We start from the raw sequence: 22870 nt of genomic DNA, 5'->3' as shown, positions 1-22870 counted from the left end.
AGGGCGCGAAGACGCACGGGCTCCGCGACCTCAACCGTCCTCGTGCGCAACACGACTGCCCCGGACCGCCTTCGACCTCAAGAAGGCCGCAGACTGGCCCAGCTCCGCGCGAGGGCCGGTGTTCTCGTCACCAACTTCCAGGAAGGCACCTCCGCCGTGTCCTCAAGACCTACTTCACTGCTGCACCTTGCGGTCGCCCTGGACGGCACCGGCTGGCATCCCGCCTCCTGGCGCGAGCCGGTGGCCCGCCCCCGGGACCTGTTCACCGCCGCGTACTGGGCGGACCTGGTCGCGGAGGCCGAGCGCGGGCTGCTCGACTTCGTGACCATCGAGGACGGCCTCGGCCTCCAGTCGTCCCACTTCCTGGACCCGGACGACCGCACCGACCAGGTGCGCGGTCGTCTGGACGCCGTCCTCATCGCCTCCCGCGTGGCACCGCTGACCCGGCACATAGGCTTGGTGCCGACGGTGGTCGCCACCCACACGGAGCCGTTCCACATCTCCAAGGCGATCGCCACCCTGGACCACGTCAGCACCGGCCGCGCCGGCGTGCGGGTGCAGATCACCGCCCGCCCGAACGAGGCCGCGCACTTCGGCCGCCGTACGATCCCGCGTATCGAGGCCTACGACCACCCGGACACACGGGAGTTGGTCGCCGATCTCTTCGACGAGGCCGCCGACTACGTGGAGGTGGTGCGCCGCCTGTGGGACAGCTGGGAGGACGACGCCGAGATCCGGGACGCCGCCACCGGCCGCTTCATCGACGCCGACAAGCTGCACTACATCGACTTCGAGGGCGGGCACTTCAGCGTCAAGGGCCCCTCCATCACACCCCGCCCGCCGCAGGGCCAGCCGATCGTCAGCGCGCTCGCCCACGACACCGTTCCGTACCGGCTCGTGGCCCGCGCCGCCGACATCGGCTACGTCACGCCGTACGACGCCGACGAGGCCCGCGCGATCGTGGCTCGGATCCATGCCGAGCAGAACGCGTCCGGGAGGGCTGCCGACCCGCTGCACGTCTTCGGCGACCTGGTGGTCCTCCTCGACGACGACCCGGGCGCCGCGCGGGCACGCCGGGATCGGCTCGACGCGCTCGCGGGACGGCCGTACACGAGCGACGCCCCGGTCTTCACCGGAACACCGGTCCAACTGGCCGACCTCCTGCAGGAGTGGCACGGTGCCGGCCTGTCCGGTTTCCGGCTGCGCCCCGCCGTCGCCGGGCACGACCTCCCGGCGATCACCCGGGCGCTGGTCCCCGAACTCCAGCGGCGGGGCGTGTTCCGCCGCGCCTACGAGGCCGGCACCCTGCGCGGCCTGCTGGGTCTCGCCCGCCCCGCCAACCGTTACGCGGCAGCCTGAGCCGTCGGAAGGAAACCGCACAGCCGTGACCAAGCCCTTGAAGCAGATCCACCTGGCCGCCCACTTCCCCGGCGTCAACAACACCACCGTGTGGAGCGACCCACGGGCCGGCAGCCACATCGAGTTCAGTTCCTTCGCGCACTTCGCGCGGACCGCCGAACGCGCCAAGTTCGACTTCCTCTTCCTCGCCGAAGGGCTGCGGCTGCGCGAACAGGGCGGGAGGATCTACGACCTGGACGTCGTCGGCCGCCCCGACACCTTCACCGTCCTCGCCGCGCTCGCCGCCGTCACCGAGCACCTCGGCCTGACCGGCACCATCAACTCCACGTTCAACGAGCCCTACGAGGTCGCCCGCCAGTTCGCAAGCCTCGACCACCTCTCCGGAGGCCGCTGCGCCTGGAACGTCGTCACCTCCTGGGACGCCTTCACCGGCGAGAACTTCCGCCGCGGCGGCTTCCTGCCGCAGGAGGAGCGCTACTCCCGCGCCAAGGAGTTCCTGGCCACGGCGAACGAACTCTTCGACTCCTGGCACGGCGACGAGATCCTCGCCGACCAGGCCACCGGCGTCTTCCTGCGGGACGCCAAGGCCGGCGCCTTCGTCCACACCGGACGGCACTTCGACATCCACGGGCAGTTCAACGTGCCGCGCTCCCCGCAGGGCCGCCCGGTCATCTTCCAGGCCGGCGACTCCGACGAGGGCCGCGAGTTCGCCGCCGCCGAGGCGGACGCCATCTTCAGCCGGCACGGCACCCTCGAGGCGGGCCAGGCCTTCTACACGGACGTGAAGTCCCGCCTGGCCAAGTACGGCCGCCGCCGCGACCAGCTGCTCATCCTGCCCGCCGCGACGTTCGCCCTCGCCGACACCGACACCGAGGCAGAGGAACTGGCCCGCGAGGTGCGCCGGCGGCAAGTCAGCGGGGCCACCGCACTCAAGCACCTGGAGTTCGTCTGGAACCGGGACCTGTCGGCGTACGACCCGGAAGGGCCGCTGCCCGACATCGACCCGGACGTCGGCGACGACCACATCTCCAAGGGGCGCGCCCAGGTCCGCATGTACCGGGACCCGCTGGCCGTCGCCCGCGAGTGGCGCGAACTCGCCGCGTCCAACAACTGGTCCATCCGCGACCTGGTCATCAACACCGGCAACCGGCAGAACTTCGTCGGCTCCCCGGCCACCATCGCGAAAACCATCAACGACCTCGTGCAGGCCGACGCGAGCGACGGTTTCATCCTCGTCCCGCACATCACCCCGGGCGGCCTGGACGAATTCGCCGACAAGGTGGTCCCGCTGCTGCAGGAGCGGGGCGTGTTCCGCACGGAGTACGAGGGCACGACCTTGCGCGACCACCTGGGCCTGGCACACCCGGACGGCGTCCGCGGCGAGCGGGTGGCGTCGTGAAGTTCCTCGCCATCACTCTGATCGTGCACCGCCCGGACCCGGTCACCGGCGTACAGAGATCGACCCATGAGCGTTTCCGCGAGGTCCTCGACAACGCCGTGCTGGCCGAGGAGCTGGGCTTCGACGGCTTCGGGGTGGGAGAGCGGCACGAGCGGCCGTTCATCTCCTCCTCGCCGACCGTGGTACTGAGCCATGTGGCCGCGCTGACGAAACACATCCGTCTCTTCACCGCCGTGACGACCCTGAGTCTGCTCGACCCGGTGCGCGCCTACGAGGACTACGCCACCCTCGACCACCTTTCCGAGGGGCGACTGGACCTGATCATCGGCAAGGGCAACGGCACCGCCCAGCGCGAGCTGTTCCACGTCACGGCCGAGGACCAGTGGGACCGCAACGCCGAGAGCTACGAGGTGTTCCGGCGGATCTGGCGCCAGGACAAGGTCACCGCGCAGACCCGCTTCCGCCCGCCGCTGACGGACGCCGAGGTGTGGCCCCGGCCCTTCCAGCAGCCCGTCCGTGTCTGGCACGGCAGCGCCACCAGCAAGGAGTCGGTCGACCTGGCCGCCCGCCACGGCGACCCGCTGTTCTCCGCGAACGTCACCCACCCCATAGAGCCGTATGCCGAGTTGATCCGCCACTACCGCGAACGCTGGGAACACTACGGCCACGACCCGGCCGGCATCGCGATCGGCGCGGGCACGGCGGGCATCCTCGTGGCGCCGACCTCTCAGGAGGCGCTGGCCGCCTACCGGCCGGTCTTCGAAGCCAATCTGGCCTTCTCCAAGCAGGCGGGACTGCCCGTCGTCTTCGAGACCCTGGAAGACTTCGTCGCCCGCAGCTCCGCCCTGATCGGCAGCCCGCAGCAGGTCATCGACAAGGTGCACCGCTACCACGAGCAGTTCGGCCACACCGTACTGCATGTGAACGCCGACGCCGGCGGGCTGACGGACGCCCGGCACCGCGCCTCCCTCGAGTTGTTCCAGTCCCACGTCGCACCGGTGCTGCGCCGCGAGATACCGGACCCGCCGTTCGCATGGGGACCCGTGTTTCCGGCACCACCGCTCACCCAGGAGTCCGCCCGTGTCTGACATCCCCCTCGGCGTCCTCGACCTCGTCCCGATCCCGTCGGGGTCGACGGCCGCGGACGCCCTGCGCAACTCCATCGACCTCGCCCAGCAGGCCGAGCGGCTCGGCTACGCCCGGTACTGGTTCGCCGAGCACCACCTCAACCCGGGCGTGGCGGGTACGTCCCCGGCGGTCGTGCTCGCCCTGACCGCCGCCGCGACCTCCACGATCCGGCTCGGCTCAGGGGCCGTACAGCTCGGACACCGCACCGCCCTGTCCACGGTCGAGGAGTTCGGCCTGGTCGACGCCCTTCACCCCGGCCGCCTCGACCTGGGCCTGGGCCGCTCGGGCGGCCGCCCGCCCAGGGAGAAGGCGAACGTGCCGACGGCCACCCCGGTCGTCGACGGCCGCGCCCCGAACGGCCTGCTCATCCCGCCCCGCTTCTCCTTCGAGCACCTGCTCGGCTCACCCCGCGTCGCGTTGCAGCGCAAGCTGCTCCTGCTCCCGGGCGCCGAGTCGCAGGACTACGCCGAGCAGATCCACGACATCCTCGCGCTGCTGGCCGGCACCTACCGTTCCCCGGAGGGCATCGAGGTGCACGTCGTGCCGGGCGAGGGCGCCGACGTGCAGGTGTGGATCCTGGGCAGCAGCGGCGGCCGGAGCGCCGAGGTGGCAGGGGCGCGCGGTCTGCGTTTCGCCGCGAACTACCACGTCAGTCCCGCCACGGTGCTGGAGGCGGTGGAAGGCTACCGCTCCTTCTTCCAGCCCTCCGAGTTCCTCGACAAGCCGTACGTCAGCGTCTCCGCCGACGTCGTCGTCGCCGACGACGACGCGACCGCCCGGGAACTCGCCACCGGATACGGCCCGTGGGTCCGCAGCATCCGCACCGCCGAAGGCGCCATCGAGTTCCCGACCCCGCAGGAGGCGCGTGCTCACACGTGGAGCGACGCGGACCGGGCCCTCGTGCAGGACCGCATCGACACCCAGTTCGTCGGCTCACCGGCCCAAGTGGCCGACCGGCTGGAGCAGCTGCAGGAGGCCACCGGTGCGGACGAGTTGCTCATCACGACGATCACTCATGACCACGCCGACCGGGTGCGTTCGTACGAGCTGCTCGCGGAGGAGTGGCGCCGTCGGGGCTGAGCCCTTCGAGGCCGTGCGGACCGCACCGATCCGGGCCGCCAGGAGACGGGCGAGCGTGGTGTCGCCGGCACCGGGCAGACCGCGCATGGCCATGAGCCGGGGATCACCCCTGCGTCAGCCGTCGTGCGGAGGCGCCGTGCGCCCGGGCGTTGCGCACGAACAGCTCGTGCAGGTCGCGGACCGCCCGGGGAACGGAGCCGGAATGGCGGCGCTGCAGGACGAGCAGTACGTCGGTCGCCACCCCCGCGAGGGGCCGCACAGTGATCACGCCCCGTCGCTCCAGCGGGTCGCCGACGACGCTGAAGTCCGGCAGCACGGTGGCACCCAGGCCCTCGGCGACCATCAGCTTGCCCATCTCCGCACCGTCGGTGGAGTACGAGAAGGACGGTGTACGGCCGCGGAGCAGCCGGTGCACGAAACGGTGCATGACATAGCCGGACCGCATCACGACCAGCGGCTCGGTCAGGAGGCTGTCGGCGTCCACCGCCTCCAGGGCAGCCAGTGGACTGTCCGGACGCACGCACACCACGGGCCGGCCGCACAGCAGCTCCGTCGTCTCGAAGCCGGGCGGCATGTCGTCGCCCCGCAGGTAGTTCACCAGGCCCAGGTCGAAGGCGCCCTCCAACAGCCCGCGGTGGATGTCGGCCTGCTGCGCGCCGACCATCTCGACCTGGGTGACCGGGTGCGCGGCCCGGAACTCCCGCACCGTCGGGATGACCAGCGGCACAGTGGCCGTGTTCACCGTGCCGAGTCGGACCATGCGGCTGATGCGGTGCTGGTCGCCGGCCGCGCCGCGCAACCGGTCCACTGCGTCCAGCACAGTCATGATGTGCGGCAGCAGCTCCCGGCCCTCGTCGCTGATCTTCGCCCCGGACCGCTTGCGCTCCAGCAGATCGACGCCCAGCTCGCGCTCCAGATTGCGGACGGTCTCGCTGAGCGCCGGCTGGGACAGATGGAGTTCTTCGGCGGCGCGCCGCAGCGAACCGAACCGGGTGACGGCGGCGATGTATTCCAGCTGTTCGATACGCACGGCAGGAGACTGCCGCCCGTCCCGCGCGGCGTTCAAGGGAAACCCTGTCACAACCTCGTGAACAACGACTCCCAGGATGTGGAATCACAGCGAGGAATTCTTGACCGACAGGACTCCCGCTGGTTCCATCGGAGACATGAAGCGACAGGACCTCACGCGTCGACGCCACGTCGACCTCGCGCGTGTCTCCAGCTCCTGCTGTCGCTGTCGGGCCTGAGCGCACCCGAGGGAAACCCTCCCACGGGCTCCGTCCGCCATCTCCTGCTGCGCATTCTGATCCCGGCTGATTCCGTCCATCCGTAGCGGTGACGAACCTTCCGGGAGCGACGCTCCGGCGTGCCCTTAATTCCCCAGGAGCTCCTTCTTCCTGCCCGCAGCAGTATTCTCCCGCCTGGAGTTTCCATGCCCGCATCTTCCGGACCTGATCCCGTCCGATTCGCCTACTGGGTGCCGAACGTCAGCGGCGGCCTGGTCACCAGCACCATCGAGCAGCGCACCGACTGGGGCTACGACTACAACCGGGAACTCGCCGTCCTCGCCGAGAACAACGGCTTCGACTACGCCCTCAGCCAGGTCCGTTACATGGCCAGCTACGGCGCCGAGTACCAGCACGAGTCGACCAGCTTCAGCCTCGCCCTGCTGCTCGCCACGCAGCGGCTCAAGGTCATCGCCGCCGTCCATCCCGGTCTGTGGCACCCGGGTGTGCTCGCCAAACTCGGAGCCACCGCCGACCACCTGTCGAACGGCCGCTTCGCCGTCAACGTCGTCAGCGGCTGGTTCAAGGGCGAGTTCACCGCCCTCGGCGAGCCCTGGCTGGAGCACGACGAACGCTACCGACGCTCGGAGGAGTTCATCCGCGCCCTGCGGAAGATCTGGACCGAGGACCACGCCGAACTCGCCGGGGACTTCTACCGGTTGCGTGACTTCTCCCTCAAGCCCAAGCCGCTCAACACCCCCGAGCGCCCGCACCCGGAGATCTTCCAGGGGGGCAATTCCAGCGCCGCCCGCGCCATGGCCGGTCGCGTCTCCGACTGGTACTTCAGCAACGGCAAGGACTTCGACGGCGTCACCGAGCAGATCACCGACGTACGCAAGTCCGCCGCCGAAGCCGGCCGTACGGCACCGAAGTTCGGACTCAACGGCTTCCTCATCGCTCGCGACACCGAGGCCGAGGCCCGCGAGACGCTGCGCGAGATCGTCGCCCGTGCCGACAGCGAGGCCGTGGAGGGCTTCGGCGCCGCGGTGAAGCAGGCGGGGCAGTCCACGGCCGACGGCAAGGGCATGTGGCAGGACTCGACCTTCGAAGACCTCGTCCAGTACAACGACGGCTTCCGCACGGGCCTCATCGGCACGCCCGAGCAGATCGCCGAGCGGATCGTCGCCTACAAGAAGCTCGGCGTCGACCTCCTCCTCCTCGGCTTCCTCCACTACCACGAGGAGGTCGAGTACTTCGGCCGCCGCGTGCTGCCGCTCGTACGCGAGCTGGAGGCCCAACTGCCGGACAGCGAGACGGACCCCGTCCCGGCTCGCGCCTGAACCCCTCCTTTCCACACCGCACCGCATCCCGAACGAGGTCATCAGCATGAGCACTGTCACGCCCGCCGACTGGGCCACCCGCCCCGCCCCCGTCACCGTCGAGGAGTGGATCGCCCGGGCGGCCGAGGTCGCCGCCGTCCTCGCCACCGACGCCGCCGAACGCGACCGCGCCGGCGCCACCCCGTACGCCGAGGTACGGCTCCTGAAGGACGCCGGCCTGGTCACCCTGCTCGGCCCCGTCGAGCACGGCGGCGCGGGCCAGGACTGGACCACCGCCTACCGGGTCGTCCGCGAGGTCGCCAAGGCCGACGGCTCCATCGGCCAGCTCCTCGGCTACCACTACCTGTGGTTCTGGGCCGCCCGCCTGGTCGGCACCCGCGAACAGTGGGAGCGGACAGAGGCCGAGGCCACCCGGGAGCGCTGGTTCTTCGGCGGGGCCGTCAACCCGCGCGACAACGACGTCGTCGTCACCGACGACGGCGACGACCTGGTCTTCACCGGCCGCAAGACCTTCTCCACCGGCAGCAGGGTCTCCGACGTCACCGTCCTCGAAGGCGTCCTGGAGGGAACCGAACTGCACGTCTTCGCGATCGTGCCGTCCGACAGCGAGGGCCTGACCTTCCACGACGACTGGGACAACATCGGCCAGCGGCTCACCGAGAGCGGCAGCGTCACCATCGGCGGCGTCCGCACGCCCTGGTCGTCGGCGCTCGGCTACGTCGGCAAGGAATTCCAGCCGCGCACCTACAACACCCTCAACGTCCCCACCATCCAGCTCGTCTTCGTCAGCTTCTACCTCGGCATCGCGAGCGGCGCGCTGGAGACGGCCGCCACCTACACCCGCACCAAATCCCGTCCGTGGCTGCACGGCGGTCATGAGCGGGCGGTCGACGAGCCGTACGTCATCGACGTCTACGGCGACCTCACCGCCAAGCTCTGGGCGGCGGAGGCCCTCGCCGACGCCGTCGCCGCCGAGGGGCAGAAGCTGCACGACGACCCCGATGCGGTCACCGCGCAGACCCGCGGCGACTTCGAGGTACGCGTGGCCGCCGTGAAGGCCCGCGCCACCGACGTCGCCCTGGAGATCGGCAATCGGATCTTCGAAGTGACCGGCGCCCGCGCCACCGCAACGTCCGAGGGCCTGGACCGCTTCTGGCGCAACGTCCGCACCCACACCCTCCACGACCCTGTCGCCTACAAGCGGCGCGAGGTCGGCCGCTGGGTCCTCGAGGGCGAACTGCCCGAACCCACCTGGTACTCCTGACCGCCCCGGGGGCGCCTCCCCCCGGCGGAGGCGCCCCCTTCCCTCCTCCCCGAAAGAGGACCCATGGCCACTGTCCTGTCCGTCTCCGGCAGCCCTTCCGCCTCCTCCCGCACCAACCGCCTGCTGCGCCACCTGGACCAGCGACTGACCGCTCAGGGGCACGACATCGTCCCGCTCGACGTTCGCACCATCCCCGCCGAGGCCCTGCTCGGCGCGGACTTCCGGCACCCGGCGATCGTCGAGGCCACCGAGCTGTTCGCGAGCGCCGACGGCGTCGTCGTAGGAACACCCGTCTACAAGGCGTCGTACTCCGGAGTCCTCAAAGCACTCCTCGACCTGCTCCCGCAGTACGCACTCACCGGAAAGACGGTCCTGCCTCTCGCCACCGGCGGCTCCATCGCGCATGTCCTCGCCATCGACTACGCGCTGCGTCCGGTCCTCAGCTCCATGGGCGCCGCGCACATCGTGCAGGGCTGGTTCACCCTCGACAAGGACATCACCGCCCACGACGACGGCTCGGTCACCGTCGCACCGGCCGCCGCCGAGGCCCTCACCCAGGTCGTCGACCAGTTCTCGCTGGCGCTGGGTCGTACGCCCCTCCTGGCCGCGGCGAGCTGAGCCATGACCGCACACGTCATCGCCGACGACGCCGAGGCCGTCGCTGTCGCGTCCGCCCTGGCCGACGAGTTCCGGGTGGGCGCCTCGGCCCGGGACGCCGAACGCCGGCTTCCCCGTGAGGAGCTGGACCGGCTCTCCGCCTCGGGGCTGCTCGCCGTCACCGTGCCGGCGGAGCACGGTGGTGCGGACGTCCGCGCAGAGACGCTCGCGGAGATCTTCCGGCTTCTGGGCTGCGCCGACGCCAGTCTCGCTCAGATCCCGCAGAGCCACTTCGTCTACGTGAACGTGATTCGCCGCCAGGGAACCGAGGAGCAGCAGAAGTTCTTCTACGCCGAGCTGCTCGCCGGCCGCCGCTTCGGCAACGCCCAGTCGGAGGCGGGTACGAAACACGTCCAGGACATTCGCACCCGTCTGGAACCCCGGCCGGACGGCTCGTACGTCCTCAACGGACTCAAGCACTACTCCACGGGAGCCCTCTTCGCCGACTGGATCCCGGTCCTGGCCCGCGCCGAGGACGACAACCTGCATGTGGCGTACGTGCACTCCGGCGCCCCAGGCCTCACGGTGATCGACGACTGGGAAGGCCTGGGGCAGCGTACGACGGCCAGCGGCACCGTCCGTCTGGCGGGCGTCCCGGTGCCCGCGAACCGGGTGCTGCCCCACCACCTGACCTTTCGAGGGCCTCAGCTGCACGGTGCCGTAGCGCAGTTGCTGCACGCCGCCATTGACGCCGGAATCGCCGCGGGAGCGCTCGCCGAGGCCGCGGAGTTCGTGCGCACCAAGAGCCGTCCCTGGTTCGAGAGCGATGTCGACACGGCTGCGGAGGATCCGCTGCTGATCCAGCGGTTCGGTGAACTCGCCCTTCAGGTGCGGGCGTCCGAGGCCCTTCTGCGCGAGGCCGCGCGAGTGGTGGACGGGGCGCAGGCCCACCTCACGGACGACTCGGCTGCAGAGGCGTCCATCGCGGTCGCCGCGGCAAAGGTGCATGCCGCCCAGACGGCGGTGGAGGTGGCGAGCGCGCTGTTCGAGGTGTCCGGAACCCGTTCCGCGGCCAGCTCTCTGAATCTCCACCGGTATTGGCGCGACGCCCGCACTCACTCCCTGCACGACCCCGCCCGCTGGAAGGTCCAGCACATCGGCCGTTACGTCCTGGGCGGCACCAGGCCGCCCCGCCACGGCCTCCTGTGACGAACGCCGACGCACACCCCGGATCGGAGCCCCGAGTGTCCCTCACCTTCCACTGGTTCCTGCCGACCAACGGCGACAGCCGCCACGTCGTCGGCGGCGGCCACGGCACCCCCGCCACCGAGACCGGCCGGGACCGGCCGCCCACGGTCGCCTACCTCAGCCAGATCGCCCACGCCGCCGAGGACCTGGGCTTCGTCGGCGCGCTCACGCCCACCGGCGCATGGTGCGAGGACGCGTGGCTGACCACCGCGATGGTCAGCCAGAACACCGAGCGGCTGAAGTTCCTCGTCGCCTTCCGCCCCGGCTTCGTCTCACCGACGCTCGCCGCGCAGATGGCGTCCACCTTCCAGCGGCAGACCGACGGACGGCTCCTGCTCAACGTCGTCACAGGAGGGGAGAGCCACGAGCAGCGCGCCTACGGCGACTTCCTCGACAAGGACGCCCGGTACCGCCGCACCGGCGAATTCCTCCAGATCGTACGGGGACTGTGGAAAGGCGAGAGCGTCGACCTGGACGGTGAACATCTGCGCGTGGCGGACGCCAGACTGGCCCGGCTGCCCGAGCCGGTGCCCGAGGTGTACTTCGGCGGCTCCTCGTCCGCGGCGGGAGAGGTCGCCGCCCGGTACGTCGACGTGTACCTCACCTGGGGCGAACCACCCGCCGCCGTCGCCGAGAAGATCGCCTGGATCCGGTCGCTGGCAGCGAAGGAGGGCCGCACCCTCCGCTTCGGCATCCGTCTGCACGTCATCACCCGGGACACCTCCGCGCAGGCCTGGGCCGAGGCGAACCGGCTGCTCGACGGCTTCGATCCGGAGACGGTGAAGTCGGTCCAGGCAGGGCTCGCCCGCAGCGAGTCCGAGGGACAGCAGCGCATGCTCGCCCTGCACGGCGGCGGCAGCCCCCTTGACTCCCGACGCCGCTCGAGCGGGGGAACCCGCACCCGCCTGGAAATCCACCCCAACCTGTGGGCGGGCATCGGTTTGGTACGCGGCGGCGCGGGCACCGCCCTGGTCGGCAGCCACGAGGAGGTCGCCGAGCGGATCAAGGAGTACGCCGCCCTGGGCATCGAGGAGTTCGTGCTCTCCGGATATCCGCACTTGGAGGAGGCGTACTGGTTCGGCGAGGGCGTCCTGCCGAAGCTCCAGGCGCAAGGGCTGTGGCAGCACCCGTTCGGGCAGCCGGCCGCCTCCCCGGCCCAGGTTCCCTTCGCCGGGGCTGGTGGGTGAGGGCCGCGGTCCCAACCGTCACGAGCACATGGCACCTGCGCGAAGGACCAGTTGTCACCACCTCGCTCTGGTCGTCGTCATCCTGCCCTTGCGCACCGGACGGCGAGGACTGGAGGGGGCCGTCGTCCAGCGGAAGGGCTTGGCTCAAACCGTCGGACCTCGGCACACCGCATCCTCGGTGCCCCTGCACAGGGAAATCTTCCCGGAGGGGCGCTTCACGGTCCCTGCGCCGGCGCCTAGGAGGGCATGTGCTGCGCGTGCGGCCGGTTTGATCCGCTATGCACGGCGCGCAGGCGTGGACGCGAGCATCAATGGGCACTCTGTGCGCCCTCCCGGTTTCCGAGGGTGAGGGAAATGATGAGCGCACCGCACATGAGCCGGGTGATCCGCGGTCTCCTGTCCCTCGGCCGGACGGACTGGCGGTGGAAGGAGTTCGCGATGTTGCTTCTCATCTCCCCGGACGGCGTCGAGGAGGCTCTCGACTGTGCGAAGTCGGCGGAGCATCTCGACATCGTCGACGTCAAGAAGCCTGACGAGGGCTCTCTCGGCGCGAACTTCCCCTGGGTCATCCGGGAGATCCGCGACGCGGTACCGGCGGACAAGCCGGTGTCCGCGACCGTGGGGGACGTCCCGTACAAGCCGGGTACGGTGGCACAGGCCGCGCTCGGCGCGGTCGTCTCCGGCGCCACGTACATCAAGGTCGGCCTCTACGGATGCACGACGCCCGACCAGGGCATCGACGTCATGCGGGCGGTCGTCCGGGCGGTGAAGGACCACCGCCCCGAAGCGCTCGTCGTCGCCTCCGGCTACGCCGACGCCCGCCGGATCGGCTGCGTCAACCCGCTGGCCCTGCCCGACATCGCCGCCCGCTCCGGTGCCGACGCCGCCATGCTCGACACCGCGATCAAGGACGGGACGCGGCTGTTCGACCACGTGCCGCCGGACGCCTGCGCCGAGTTCGTCCGGCTGGCCCACGCCGCCGGCCTGCTCGCCGCCCTCGCGGGCAGTGTCGAGCAGGCCGACCTCGGCCCGCTGACCCGCATCGGAACGGACATCGTCGGGGTCCGCGGAGCGGTCTGCGAGGGCGGCGACCGCAACGCGGGACGGATCCGGCCGCACCTGGTGGCCGCCTTCCGGGCGGAGATGGACCGGCAGGCCCGGGAGCACGCGGCCGGCGTCACCGCCGTGAGCTGACCGCCGGCATGCCGACCTTCGAGCCCGGCCGCGTCCCCGGACGCCGAGCCGCACGTCTCGCCGTCGTCGATCCGGCCACCGGGGAGGTCTTCGACGAGGTCCCCGACCAGCAGCCGGACGCACTGGACGCCGTCGTCGACCGGTCCCGCCGGGCCTGGCACGGCTGGCGCGCCGATCCCGCCGCCCGCACCACCGCTCTGCACGCGGCGGCAGGCGCCGTGGAGGCGGCCGCCGACGACCTCGCCCGGCTGCTCACCAGGGAACAGGGCAAACCACTGGCCGAGTCCCATGCGGAGATCGCCCGTACGGCGGCCCGCCTGCGCTACTTCGCCGACCTGGCCCCCAGGACCCGGCGCATCACCGACGGCCGGCCCGTGGACAGCGAGCTCCGCTGGCGATCCCTCGGACCCGTCGCCGCGATCGTGCCGTGGAACTTCCCCCTCCAGCTCGCGGCGGCGAAGTTCGTGCCCGCGCTCGCGGCGGGCAACACCGTGGTCCTCAAACCGTCCCCCTTCACCCCGCTCGCCACCCGGCTGCTCGGCTCCGTCCTCGCCACCGTCCTGCCCGAGGACGTGCTGACCGTCGTCACCGGCCGCGAACCGCTCGGCGCCCGCCTCGCCTCCCACCCCGGCATCCGCCACGTCACCTTCACCGGCTCGGCGCCCACCGGGCGGGCCGTCGCCGAGGCGGCGGCGGCCTCGCTCGCCCGGGTGACCCTGGAACTGGGCGGCAACGACGCCGCCGTCCTGCTGGACGACGTGGAGGTGGACCGGATCGCGGACCGGCTGTTCTGGGCCGCCTTCCGCAACTGCGGGCAGGTCTGCATGGCGGTCAAGCGCGTCTACGCCCCGGCCCGGCTCCACGCCCGGGTCGTCGAAGCCCTCGCCGAGCGGGCCAGGACCGTCGCCGTCGGTCCCGGCCTCGATCCGGACACCCGGCTGGGACCGGTCAACAACACACCCCAGCTGGCCCGGGTCGAGCGGATCACGCGTCGGGCCCTGGCGGACGGGGCCCGGGCGGCGGCCGGCGGCCACCGGGCGGCCGGGCCGGGGTACTTCTTCGCCCCCACGATCCTCACCGACGTCCCGCCCGACAGCCCGGTGGTGACCGAGGAGCAGTTCGGGCCGGTCCTGCCGGTGCTGCCGTACCGGAACCTCGACGAAGCCGTCGACGCCGCCAACGGCACCGGCTTCGGGCTGGGCGGCTCCGTGTGGGGCGCCGACCTCGACCGGGCCGAGGCGGTGGCCGACCGGCTCGAATGCGGCACGGCCTGGATCAACCACCACGCCGAGCTGTCCCTCGCCCAGCCCTTCGCGGGCGCCAAGGACAGCGGGGTCGGTGTGGCGGGCGGACCGTGGGGGCTGTACGGCAACCTGCGGCCGTTCGTCGTCCACCGCCCGCGGGAGGCGTGACGGTGAGGTTCCGGGCGGCGGTACTGCGCTCGTACGAGGATCCGTTCACGCTCGAGGAGGTGGCCCTGCGGACGGAGCCCGCCGCCGGTGAGGTCCTGGTCGAGATCGCCGGCTGCGGGATGTGCCGGACCGATCTCGCGGTCCGGCGATCGGCCGGCAGCAGCCCGCTGCCGGCGGTGCTCGGCCACGAAGGGTCCGGGGTCGTGGTGCGGACGGGCGGCGGCCCGGACACCACGATCGGCGTCGGTGACCACGTCGTGCTGAGCTTCGACTCCTGCGGGCACTGTCGCAACTGCCGCGCCGCCGCCCCCGCCTACTGCGACTCCTTCGCCTCCCTCAACCTCTTCGGGGGACGCCGGGAGGACGCGCCGCGGCTCACCGACGCGGCCGGGGGAGCGCTGGCCCCCCGGTGGTTCGGTCAGTCCGCCTTCGCCGAGTACGCGCTCGTCTCGGCCCGCAACGCCGTCCGGGTCGACCCCGCGCTGCCCGTCGAACTGCTCGGGCCGCTCGGCTGCGGCTTCCTCACCGGCGCCGGAGCCGTGCTGAACACCTTCGCCGCCGGCCCGGGCGACAGCCTCGTCGTGCTCGGCGCGGGAGCCGTGGGCCTGGCCGCGGTGATGGCGGCCACCGCCGCCGGCGCGCTGACCGTGGCCGTGGACCGGCACCCCCGACGGCTGGCCCTGGCCGAGCGGTTCGGCGCGATCCCGCTGCCCGCCGAAACGACCGGACTGGCCGAGCGGATCCGGCAGGTCATCGGCGGCGGCGCGCAGTACGCGCTCGACACCACGGCCTCCGCCCCGCTCATCAACGACGCACTCCGGGCGCTGCGCCCCACCGGCAGCCTCGGCCTGGTGGCACGGCTGCGCACCGCGCTGCCGCTCGAACCGGGCACGCTCGACCGGGGCCGCAGCATCCGCCACATCTGCGAAGGGGACGCCGTCCCCGGACTGCTGATACCGCTGCTGATCCGGCTCTGGCAGGCCGGACGCTTCCCCTTCGACCAGCTCATCCGCACCTATCCGCTGGCCGACATCAACGAGGCCGAGCGCGACTGCGGCGCCGGCCGCGTGGTCAAACCCGTCCTGCTCCCGACCGGGAGAAGCCGGTGAGCGCGGCCCCCGGCACTGCGGACGACCCACCGCATCCGACGAGCAGAAAGCTCGCGGCCCCACTCCCGTCAACGGAGGAGACATGACCGGCACGGCGCCGCAGCACACGGAAGCGGAAGGCGTGGACGGGGGTGTGGGCCTGACCGCCCTCCTGGTCGCCGCGGCACGGGCGATCGAGACCCACCGCGACGACAGCCTGGCCCAGGACGCCTACGCGGAACACTTCGTGCGCGCCGCCCCGGCGTGCACGCACTGGCCGGTGCGCATCCAGCAGGTCCCGGAGGGGGACGGCGACCCGCTGTGGGGGCGGTTCACCCGCTACTTCGGCCTGCGGACCAGGGTCCTCGACGACTTCCTGCTCCGGTCGGTCCGTACGGGCCCCCGGCAGGTGGTCCTGCTGGGAGCGGGGCTGGACACGCGCGCCTTGCGGCTGGACTGGCCGTCCGGCTGCGAGGTCTTCGAGATCGACCGGGCGGGCGTGCTGGAGTTCAAGGAGCAGGTGCTCACGGACCTGGCGGCCACCCCGAAGGCGAAGCGTGTCACCGTACCGGTCGATCTGCGCGCGGACTGGGTCGGCGCGCTGACCACCGCCGGCTTCGACCCCGCCGCGCCGAGCGTCTGGCTGGCCGAGGGACTCCTCTTCTACCTACCGGGCCCCGCCGAGACGTCTCTCATGGACGCGGTGGACGGGCTGACCGCCAAGGGCAGCGCTCTGGGCTTCGAGGCCAAGCTGGAAAAGGACCTGCTGGCGTACCGCGACAGCCCGATCTACACGGCGACGCGAGAGCAGACCGGCATCGACCTGCTCCACCTCTTCGACAAGGGGCCACGGCCCGACTCCGCGGGCGCACTGACGGCCAAGGGCTGGTCCACCTCGATGCACACGCCCTTCGAGTTCACCCGCCGGCACGGACGTGGCCCCCTTCCCGAGCCGAACGACGCTCTGGAAGGAAACCGGTGGGTGTTCGCGTACAAGCCCCGGCCATGACACCGGCAGTGCTCACGACGACTCACGCACGCGGGCTGAGGGCGGGGCCTGCCGCAGGCCCCGCACGGTGGGACGCCTTCCGACGGGGGTGGTGGCAGCTCGGTTGCGTCGCAGCGGTCGCCGCCCACGCCGGTGCTGCCACTGACCGGCCGTGTCAGACGGACGGGGCGGCGACGAGCCGGTCGCCAGGGATCCCGGCCAGGTCCGGCGCGTAGTAGTCCTCGATGCCGGCGGCCCACGTACCCACGGCGATGCGGTCCTCGGCGTCCGGGCCGAAGGCGTCGAACAGGGCGTGGATGTTCGCCTCCTCGAAGCCGATCGCCGTCATGAGCGACACGAAGAGGGGACGTTCGATCAGGCCGTCGCCGTCGGGATCGCCGAGTGCGGCGAGGGCCTCGGCGAACTCGGCGATCGTGGGACCGAAACGCTCGGGGTCGAGCACGAAGGGACGGAACTCGTCCAGGGTGATCACGCCGTCGCCGTCGGCGTCCAGCTCAGTGGCCAGCGTCGTCCAGTAGCGGCGGAACGCGGCCCGGATGGCGGCCTTGGCGCCGTCGTCCGACGCGGCCGCCGCTTCGAGAACACGGTCCGTCATCAGGTCGAAGTCTGCGGAGTCGATGACTCCGTTGCCGTTGGCGTCGAAGAGGGAGAAGACCAGTTCGACCCGCTGGGCGGCCTCGGTTCGCATGTCCATCACCTGTTCTCTGCAACCCGAGGATCCCGGGCCTGTCCAATGGATGCCGCTACCTGACCGTTGGGAACACACGCCGATCCGGCGCGTGCAGCGGCCATGACCCATGGAACCGCCATCGAGGCCCGCAGACTCCCGATCTCCGCTTGTGGTGACAGAAGGACTGCTGGATGAGCATGTGTGACAAGTCGGATGCCTCGCCTGCGACAATCAGACTGTTTCGACCGATCCGTTCGTCAGCTCATACGACTCCGCTGGTGACGATTCCTGTCCCGCATCCGCTCGGGGCGGGGTGGACCGATCGGCTTGGCGGACCATCACGGGGTCTGGTGGCCGACGGGATGCGCGTCGGGGTCGTCGGCGAGTGCGACGGAGGCGGTGATGCGTTTGCCGACCGGTTCGCGGTGGATGCCGAAGGCGTGGGAGACGGCCATGACGATTTCCAGGCCGTGCTGGCCGATCCGTCCGGGGTCGGGTTCCCGGACGGACGGCAGGCTGGTGCTGCTGTCCCACACGCTGATCCGGACGGCGCCGTCGATGATCTGCAGGTCCAGCAGGCACGGGCCCGGCGCGTATTTGGCGGCGTTGGTGACCAGCTCGCTCACCACCAGTTGCACGGCGCCCATCGCCTGTTCGGGGACCGGCAGTCCGTGTTCAGCCTGCAGGGAGGTGAGGAAGGTGCGGGCCAGGGCCCGGGCCTCGGCGATGCCGGTGCTGCCGTCGTACGCGGCGCAGGCCGCGACCGGACGGTCGGGAACCGGCTCGAGGCCCTGCTCCAGGGCAGCCATGTTCATGGACCCGCCTCACTTCCGAAGCGCCACTCGTCATTGCGCACTCCGCCTACCCCCGGAACGTCACACCATCCCATCCTCCTTCCTCCGGGTCGCCCCACACGCCCGTTGTCTGAAAACACTCGGTCTGTGACGTGGGCGGGAGCGCGAGCCGACAGGGGCCGCAGTCCTGCCGTCGGCGAAACTGCCTGATCGGGCGGGTCGAGGGATGCGGGACCAGGTCGGGTCATGCACTGGTGTTCGGGAGAGGATCAAGGACCGCTAACATCCCCGCATGTCCGAAACGGCCGCGCAGCGCCTCCTGAAGAACGACCACCGCACCGCCAGGGCCGCCGCCGGCGAGAGCATCTCCCTTCCCGACGACTGCGCGAAGGCGCTCCTCGGCGAGCTGGCGTCCGGCGAGGTGGTCAGGGCCCTGTACCACGACGGCTGGGGCTACGCCGCACTCACCACCCGCGGTCTCGTTCTCGTCCGGAACCTGCCGGCGCCGAAGACGGCCCGCGTTCCCGCGCCCCTGCTGATCCTGCGCCCCGCGTACGGCATGTTCGGCTCCGTCGACGTCCTGGTCGACGGCAAGCCGCACAAGCTGCACGGCTCGAGACTGGACCCGAAGGGAGAGCTCCTCGGCGCGCTGGGGCGGCTCCTGCCCCCCGACTCGCCGTTGCGCCCCGGCCGCGGCAGGCGGCTGTCCACATGGGTGCGCAGGCACCCCGTCTCGGTGGCCGCCGCCGCGGCCGTGGTCGCCGTCGCCGGACTGAACCCGGGTTCGGGCGGGGAGAAGACCGTGGCGCAGGACCGGACGTACCGCACCGTGGACGTGCCCGACTTCAACGGGACGCCCCTGGCCCCGGCGGTGGCGAAGGCGCGCCTCGACGGGTGGCGCAAGGTGTCCGCCGCCGACGCCTCCTCCGACCGTCGGCCGGTGAAACCCACCGCGCCGGGCTGGCGGGTGTGCTTCCAGAGCCCGTCCGCCGGCGTGCCGACCTGGCCGTCCCTCACCACGCTGACGCTCTACGCGGTGCCGGAACGGGAGGCGTGCCCGGCATGGCTGCACGACTCCCGCCGGATCCTGATGCCCGGGTTGGTCGGCGAGCGGTTCGACGACGCCTCGCGCGCCCTCGACGACCGGGGGCTCGACCTCGTCGACGCCATCCACGCCCACACCGGTGAGCGCCTGGACGAGGGAGGTTCGCAGAACCTGGCCGACTGGCAGGTGTGCCGGCAGCGCCCGGAAGCGGGCAGCGAGGTCTCGACCACGACGCGGCCCGACCTGTGGCTGACCGGTCCCGGCGTCTCCTGCACCGAACCCAGCCCGAGCCCGAAACCGAGCCAGAAACCGAAACCTGAGCCGAAGCCGCGTCCTCAGCCGTCCTACGGTGCCACGGGCGGCGGCAGCGGAGCGGGCGGAACCGGTGCGGGCCCGTCGAGGGGCACGGGTTCCGGCAACGGCGGCTCCTCCAGCGGGTCGGGCAGCAGCACGGGCGGTTCGGGCGGCGCCGGCGGCGGCCTGGCGGGTGTCCAGTTCGGCCAGTACTGCTCTCCCGTCGGCGCCACCGCGACGACCGGCGACGGGCGGCCGGCGAAGTGCTTCATGGGCAGGGACGGCCAGGCTCGGTGGGGCTACAACTCCGGGTGACGCCACCACGATGCCGGCGCATCGCCGAGCCTGCCCACCAACCGACACCGACTCGGGCTTGTCCTGGTACCCGCGTACCTCGCGCGTGTCCGGCTGACGGCGAACGGGCCCGCCGTGTGAGGCACTGCAGCTGGTGGGCGTCACCGCCGGACTGACCGCAGGCGGCTCCGTAGCACGACCGGTCGTCTCGCGGTCACGACGCCGCTCCGGCTGCTTCGAGGCGTGAGCACATGTGCGCGGACGGGCGGTCCGGGGGAAGGAGAGAATGAGGCCATGGCGATGTGTGGGAAGTGCGGTGCGCAGAAGCGCCGTTGGCCTCGTTCCTGTACCCGGTGCCCTTCCCGGTCGGACCGGGGGGACACGGCCGCGGACGCTGCCGAGCTGGCCGCGGAGACAGGACTGCTCGGATGGGTCGGGCGAGGAATCATGAGCGTCGTACGGCTGGTACTGCGCGCGGTCGACTGACCGCCCCACGCGGATGCCCCGCCACCGAGCGCCTCGCCGCTGTTCATCCGCGTCGCCTCGGAGCGGGTGGGATGGGCGGGTATCCGGATGGAGCGGGCGGTATGAACAGACAGGACCGGGCGGATGCGGCGTGCAGTACGCCAAGGAACCGGCCGACACGCACATCCTGATCAACGCCGTCTGCCCCGGCTTCACCGCGACCGACCTGAACGGCTTCCGGGGAGTGCGCACCCCGCGGCGAGGCGCAGCCGCCGCGATCCGGCTGGCCACCGTGGAGGGCCACGGGCCGACAGGCCGCTTCTTCGACGACGGGGGAGAGGTGCCCTGGTGACGAACGGTCTGCGTGCGCCGTTCCAGGGGAACGGCGCACGCGCGTCCCGGAGCAGCCGTCGCCTGCTGGGCCGGCGTCCGGCGGGCGAAGTGCAGCAGCCGCAGCCGCGACGGCTCATCGTGCACGCGCGCTTTCAGGCGGCCTGTGCTGCGCACGAACATGGGGCAGACCCCGTTCCGGAGGGCACTGTCAGTGGCGGCTGAGAGGCTGCGCGCATGGACCGTGATGACGAGCAGCTGTTGCGCGGCCGGGTCTACGGCGCCGACCACGAGCGGCCGGGCCCGGTACCGGGCCGTCGCTACGCCGAACTCATCGGCGGGCCGCTGGACGGTCTCCTGCTCGACATCACCGATCGGACGCCGGACGAGACCGGCGTCGGCGTCGCGCTGGCCACCGAGCTGGGGCGTTTCGGCGCCGGCGGCCGAGCTCTGTACGATCCGCGTCCCGGTGATCCGGCCCGGTTCGACTGGACCGGCGACGCCCCCTGACCGCATCGGCCGAGTCGCCCCGCGGACCGGCCGGGGGCAGGCTGGAAGGCGTGAGCAGCGCGCCGATCGTCGTGCACCGGCCCGCCGGCACGGGCGGCCGCAGGGTCAGCGTGCGCAGTCACGGCCGGGACGAGATCCTCGGCACCGCCTACAGCGACCACGACCTGGTCGTGTTCCTGCAGAACGCAGGCGTCGACGACCCGGAGGGCGTGCTGGACGATCCGGGCTGGGTGGAATGGCGAGGCGGCCACGCCCACGAGTTCAGCGCGGCCTAGCCGGGACTGCCCGGTCGGCCCTTCACCACGCCGAGGAACGTGTCCGGACCAGGCTCGCCGACGGTCCTCGAACCGTCCGCAAGCCCACGCGTACGATCAGATCGGTGCTCGACACCCGCGACGCCTCCTCCTTCCGCGTGATGACTGTCGGACACGACTGGCTGCCTGTCCGTTCCCGCATCAGGCCTTCCTGGAAAGCCACGGGTACGTCCGGGGACAGGAGGCCGGTTGCGACGACCGCTGCGTGCGGCGCGACGTCTTCCTGGACGACCCCGCCCGGCGAATGTGCCCCTGCGCCACACACGGCCCGTCCCGGATCCATCGCCCTGCGTTGCGCCGTCAGGACGCGTGATCCGCGCGGGCGTCCCGGCGGGACCCGGCGCCGCCCCCACTGGTGCACCATGGAAGAGGACGGGGGTACCGTCACGGACAGGAGAAGCACATGGATCGGCGGGCGGCGGCAGCCGCCTCGGCGGAGCCCGGGCAGCAGACGCTCTTCGACTGGTCGGACACCGCGCCGCCCCGGGCCGCCGCGCACGGGGCGTTCCGGGACAGTCCGCAGGCCCGACGTCTGCTCGACGTGCGCGAGGTCTACGCGGAGCCGGCGGCCCTCGACACCCCGCGCGGGCAGCAGATCCTCGCCCGGCTGCCGGGCGTGCGGGTGACCGAGGTCGACAGCCACTGGAACATCCCCTCCCTCCACGGCAACGACGGCAACACCGCCCGGTGGGTCCGCGTCAAGACCGAGACCCTCGTGCTCGGGGTCAAGCACACCCTGACGACCCGCCCCAACGGCAGGTCCGCCGACTGGATCGCCCCCGGGCCTTCGAATGGCTGTGCGATGGCCTGCGTGTACTGCTACGTCCCCCGCCGCAAGGGCTACGCCAACCCCATCACGCTGTTCACCAACATCGAGGCGATTGTGGCCCACGTACGACGGCACGTACGGGCCCAGGGGCCCAAGGCCGAGCCCAACCAGTGCGACCCCGAGGCCTGGGTCTACGACATCGGCGAGAACGGCGACTGCTCCGTCGACGCCCTGCTCTGCGACAACACGGCCGATCTCGTCGCCGCCTTCCGCGGTCTGCCGACCGCCAAGGCGTCCTTCGCGACGAAGTTCGTCAACCCCGACCTGCTGGCACTCGACCCCCAGGGGCGCACCCGGGTGCGCTTCTCCCTCATGCCGGCCGACGACTCCCGCCTGCTGGACATCCGCACCAGCCCGGTCGCCGAGCGGATCGCCGCGGCCTCCGACTTCCTCGACGCCGGCTACGAGGTCCACTTCAACCTCTCGCCCGTCGTCCTGCGGCCGGGGTGGCAGCAGGACTGGGCCGACCTGCTCGCCCACCTCGACGACGTCCTGCCCGACCGGGTGAAGCGGCAGGCGGCGGCCGAGATCATCATGCTCACCCACAACGCGGCGCTCCACGAGGTCAACCTGGGCTGGCACCCGCGCGCCGAGCAGGTGCTGTGGCAGCCGGACGTCCAGGAGACCAAGCGGTCGCAGAACGGCGCCCTCAACGTCCGCTACGCCCAGGAGATCAAACAGCGCTCCCTGGCGCGGATGCGGCAGCTGGTGGCGGAGCGGGCACCGTGGCTCCGGATCAGGTACGCCTTCTGAACGGCCGGGTTCGCCTGCCGAACGCCGGCGCCGGTCGGAAG

General features: G+C 71.6%; 21 protein-coding genes and 1 pseudogene. 19 read left to right on the top strand and 3 right to left on the bottom strand.

Translation table 11 applies throughout. The features are described 5' to 3' along the window. Positions 1–156: 156 nt before the first annotated feature. Genes ABZY13_RS08220 through ABZY13_RS08205 form a run of 4 tightly spaced genes read left to right on the top strand, consistent with a single transcriptional unit; the run spans position 157 to position 4966 of the window. Positions 157–1359: an LLM class flavin-dependent oxidoreductase gene (locus ABZY13_RS08220; RefSeq protein ID WP_356628069.1), complete on the top strand. Its 1203-nt coding sequence runs from the start codon at positions 157–159 to the stop codon at positions 1357–1359. A 25-nt stretch (positions 1360–1384) separates the two neighbouring features. Next, positions 1385–2758, top strand: coding sequence for an NtaA/DmoA family FMN-dependent monooxygenase (locus ABZY13_RS08215; protein ID WP_356628068.1), 1374 nt, complete (start codon positions 1385–1387; stop codon positions 2756–2758). Then, a complete protein-coding gene (locus ABZY13_RS08210; protein ID WP_356628067.1) occupies positions 2755–3846 on the top strand; it encodes an LLM class flavin-dependent oxidoreductase in 1092 nt (363 codons plus the stop codon). The genes ABZY13_RS08215 and ABZY13_RS08210 overlap by 4 nt, the downstream gene beginning before the upstream one ends. Next, the gene (locus ABZY13_RS08205) at positions 3839–4966 is read left to right on the top strand and encodes an LLM class flavin-dependent oxidoreductase (protein ID WP_356628066.1); all 1128 of its coding nucleotides are present in this window, start codon (positions 3839–3841) and stop codon (positions 4964–4966) included. The genes ABZY13_RS08210 and ABZY13_RS08205 overlap by 8 nt, the downstream gene beginning before the upstream one ends. A gap of 103 nt (positions 4967–5069) precedes the next feature. On the opposite strand, the gene ABZY13_RS08200 is transcribed toward ABZY13_RS08205, so the two are convergent. Then, positions 5070–5996: a LysR family transcriptional regulator gene (locus ABZY13_RS08200; RefSeq protein WP_356628065.1), complete on the bottom strand. Its 927-nt coding sequence runs from the start codon at positions 5994–5996 to the stop codon at positions 5070–5072. A 76-nt stretch (positions 5997–6072) separates the two neighbouring features. Between ABZY13_RS08200 and ABZY13_RS08195 the strand changes: the two genes are divergently transcribed. From ABZY13_RS08195 to ABZY13_RS08150, 10 genes are all read left to right on the top strand, one after another. Next, positions 6073–6213 carry a putative leader peptide gene (locus tag ABZY13_RS08195; protein ID WP_356628064.1) on the top strand — a complete coding sequence of 47 codons (141 nt, stop codon included), beginning with the start codon at positions 6073–6075 and terminating at the stop codon, positions 6211–6213. Between the two features lie 185 nt (positions 6214–6398). Further along, complete coding sequence (sfnG, locus tag ABZY13_RS08190; RefSeq protein WP_356628063.1) at positions 6399–7532, top strand: dimethylsulfone monooxygenase SfnG; 1134 nt, start codon at positions 6399–6401, stop codon at positions 7530–7532. 46 nt (positions 7533–7578) lie between these two features. Next, complete coding sequence (locus ABZY13_RS08185) at positions 7579–8796, top strand: acyl-CoA dehydrogenase family protein (protein ID WP_356628062.1); 1218 nt, start codon at positions 7579–7581, stop codon at positions 8794–8796. Between the two features lie 63 nt (positions 8797–8859). Beyond that, on the top strand, positions 8860–9414 hold the full coding sequence (ssuE, locus tag ABZY13_RS08180; protein WP_356628061.1) for an NADPH-dependent FMN reductase: 555 nt from the start codon (positions 8860–8862) through the stop codon (positions 9412–9414). A 3-nt stretch (positions 9415–9417) separates the two neighbouring features. After that, complete coding sequence (locus tag ABZY13_RS08175) at positions 9418–10602, top strand: SfnB family sulfur acquisition oxidoreductase (protein ID WP_356628060.1); 1185 nt, start codon at positions 9418–9420, stop codon at positions 10600–10602. 35 nt (positions 10603–10637) lie between these two features. Then, entirely contained in the window at positions 10638–11828 is a 1191-nt protein-coding gene (locus ABZY13_RS08170) for an LLM class flavin-dependent oxidoreductase (RefSeq protein ID WP_356628059.1), read from the top strand. Between the two features lie 438 nt (positions 11829–12266). Continuing rightward, on the top strand, positions 12267–13022 hold the full coding sequence (locus tag ABZY13_RS08165; RefSeq protein WP_356628144.1) for a (5-formylfuran-3-yl)methyl phosphate synthase: 756 nt from the start codon (positions 12267–12269) through the stop codon (positions 13020–13022). Positions 13023–13030: 8 nt separating this feature from the next. Beyond that, positions 13031–14434: an aldehyde dehydrogenase family protein gene (locus ABZY13_RS08160; protein ID WP_356628058.1), complete on the top strand. Its 1404-nt coding sequence runs from the start codon at positions 13031–13033 to the stop codon at positions 14432–14434. A gap of 2 nt (positions 14435–14436) precedes the next feature. Then, complete coding sequence (locus tag ABZY13_RS08155; protein ID WP_356628142.1) at positions 14437–15543, top strand: NAD(P)-dependent alcohol dehydrogenase; 1107 nt, start codon at positions 14437–14439, stop codon at positions 15541–15543. A gap of 82 nt (positions 15544–15625) precedes the next feature. Next, complete coding sequence (locus ABZY13_RS08150) at positions 15626–16531, top strand: class I SAM-dependent methyltransferase (protein ID WP_356628057.1); 906 nt, start codon at positions 15626–15628, stop codon at positions 16529–16531. A 154-nt stretch (positions 16532–16685) separates the two neighbouring features. On the opposite strand, the gene ABZY13_RS08145 is transcribed toward ABZY13_RS08150, so the two are convergent. After that, positions 16686–17219, bottom strand: coding sequence for an EF-hand domain-containing protein (locus ABZY13_RS08145; protein ID WP_356628140.1), 534 nt, complete (start codon positions 17217–17219; stop codon positions 16686–16688). A 320-nt stretch (positions 17220–17539) separates the two neighbouring features. Then, positions 17540–18010: an ATP-binding protein gene (locus ABZY13_RS08140; RefSeq protein WP_356628138.1), complete on the bottom strand. Its 471-nt coding sequence runs from the start codon at positions 18008–18010 to the stop codon at positions 17540–17542. Positions 18011–18287: 277 nt separating this feature from the next. On the opposite strand from ABZY13_RS08140, the gene ABZY13_RS08135 reads away from it, so the two are divergent. From ABZY13_RS08135 to ABZY13_RS08115, 5 genes and pseudogenes are all read left to right on the top strand, one after another. Beyond that, positions 18288–19649, top strand: coding sequence for a hypothetical protein (locus ABZY13_RS08135; protein WP_356628056.1), 1362 nt, complete (start codon positions 18288–18290; stop codon positions 19647–19649). Between the two features lie 595 nt (positions 19650–20244). After that, positions 20245–20445: pseudogene (locus tag ABZY13_RS08130) on the top strand (dehydrogenase); the annotation flags it as partial. 215 nt (positions 20446–20660) lie between these two features. Next, complete coding sequence (locus ABZY13_RS08125) at positions 20661–20933, top strand: hypothetical protein (RefSeq protein WP_356628055.1); 273 nt, start codon at positions 20661–20663, stop codon at positions 20931–20933. Between the two features lie 50 nt (positions 20934–20983). After that, a complete protein-coding gene (locus tag ABZY13_RS08120; protein WP_356628054.1) occupies positions 20984–21208 on the top strand; it encodes a hypothetical protein in 225 nt (74 codons plus the stop codon). 442 nt (positions 21209–21650) lie between these two features. Further along, entirely contained in the window at positions 21651–22829 is a 1179-nt protein-coding gene (locus tag ABZY13_RS08115; RefSeq protein ID WP_356628053.1) for a spore photoproduct lyase family protein, read from the top strand. Positions 22830–22870: the final 41 nt, after the last annotated feature.

Source organism: Streptomyces sp. NPDC006610 (assembly GCF_040611575.1).
In the GTDB taxonomy this organism is placed as follows: domain Bacteria; phylum Actinomycetota; class Actinomycetes; order Streptomycetales; family Streptomycetaceae; genus Streptomyces.
This window is presented reverse-complemented; position numbering and strand designations above follow the sequence as displayed.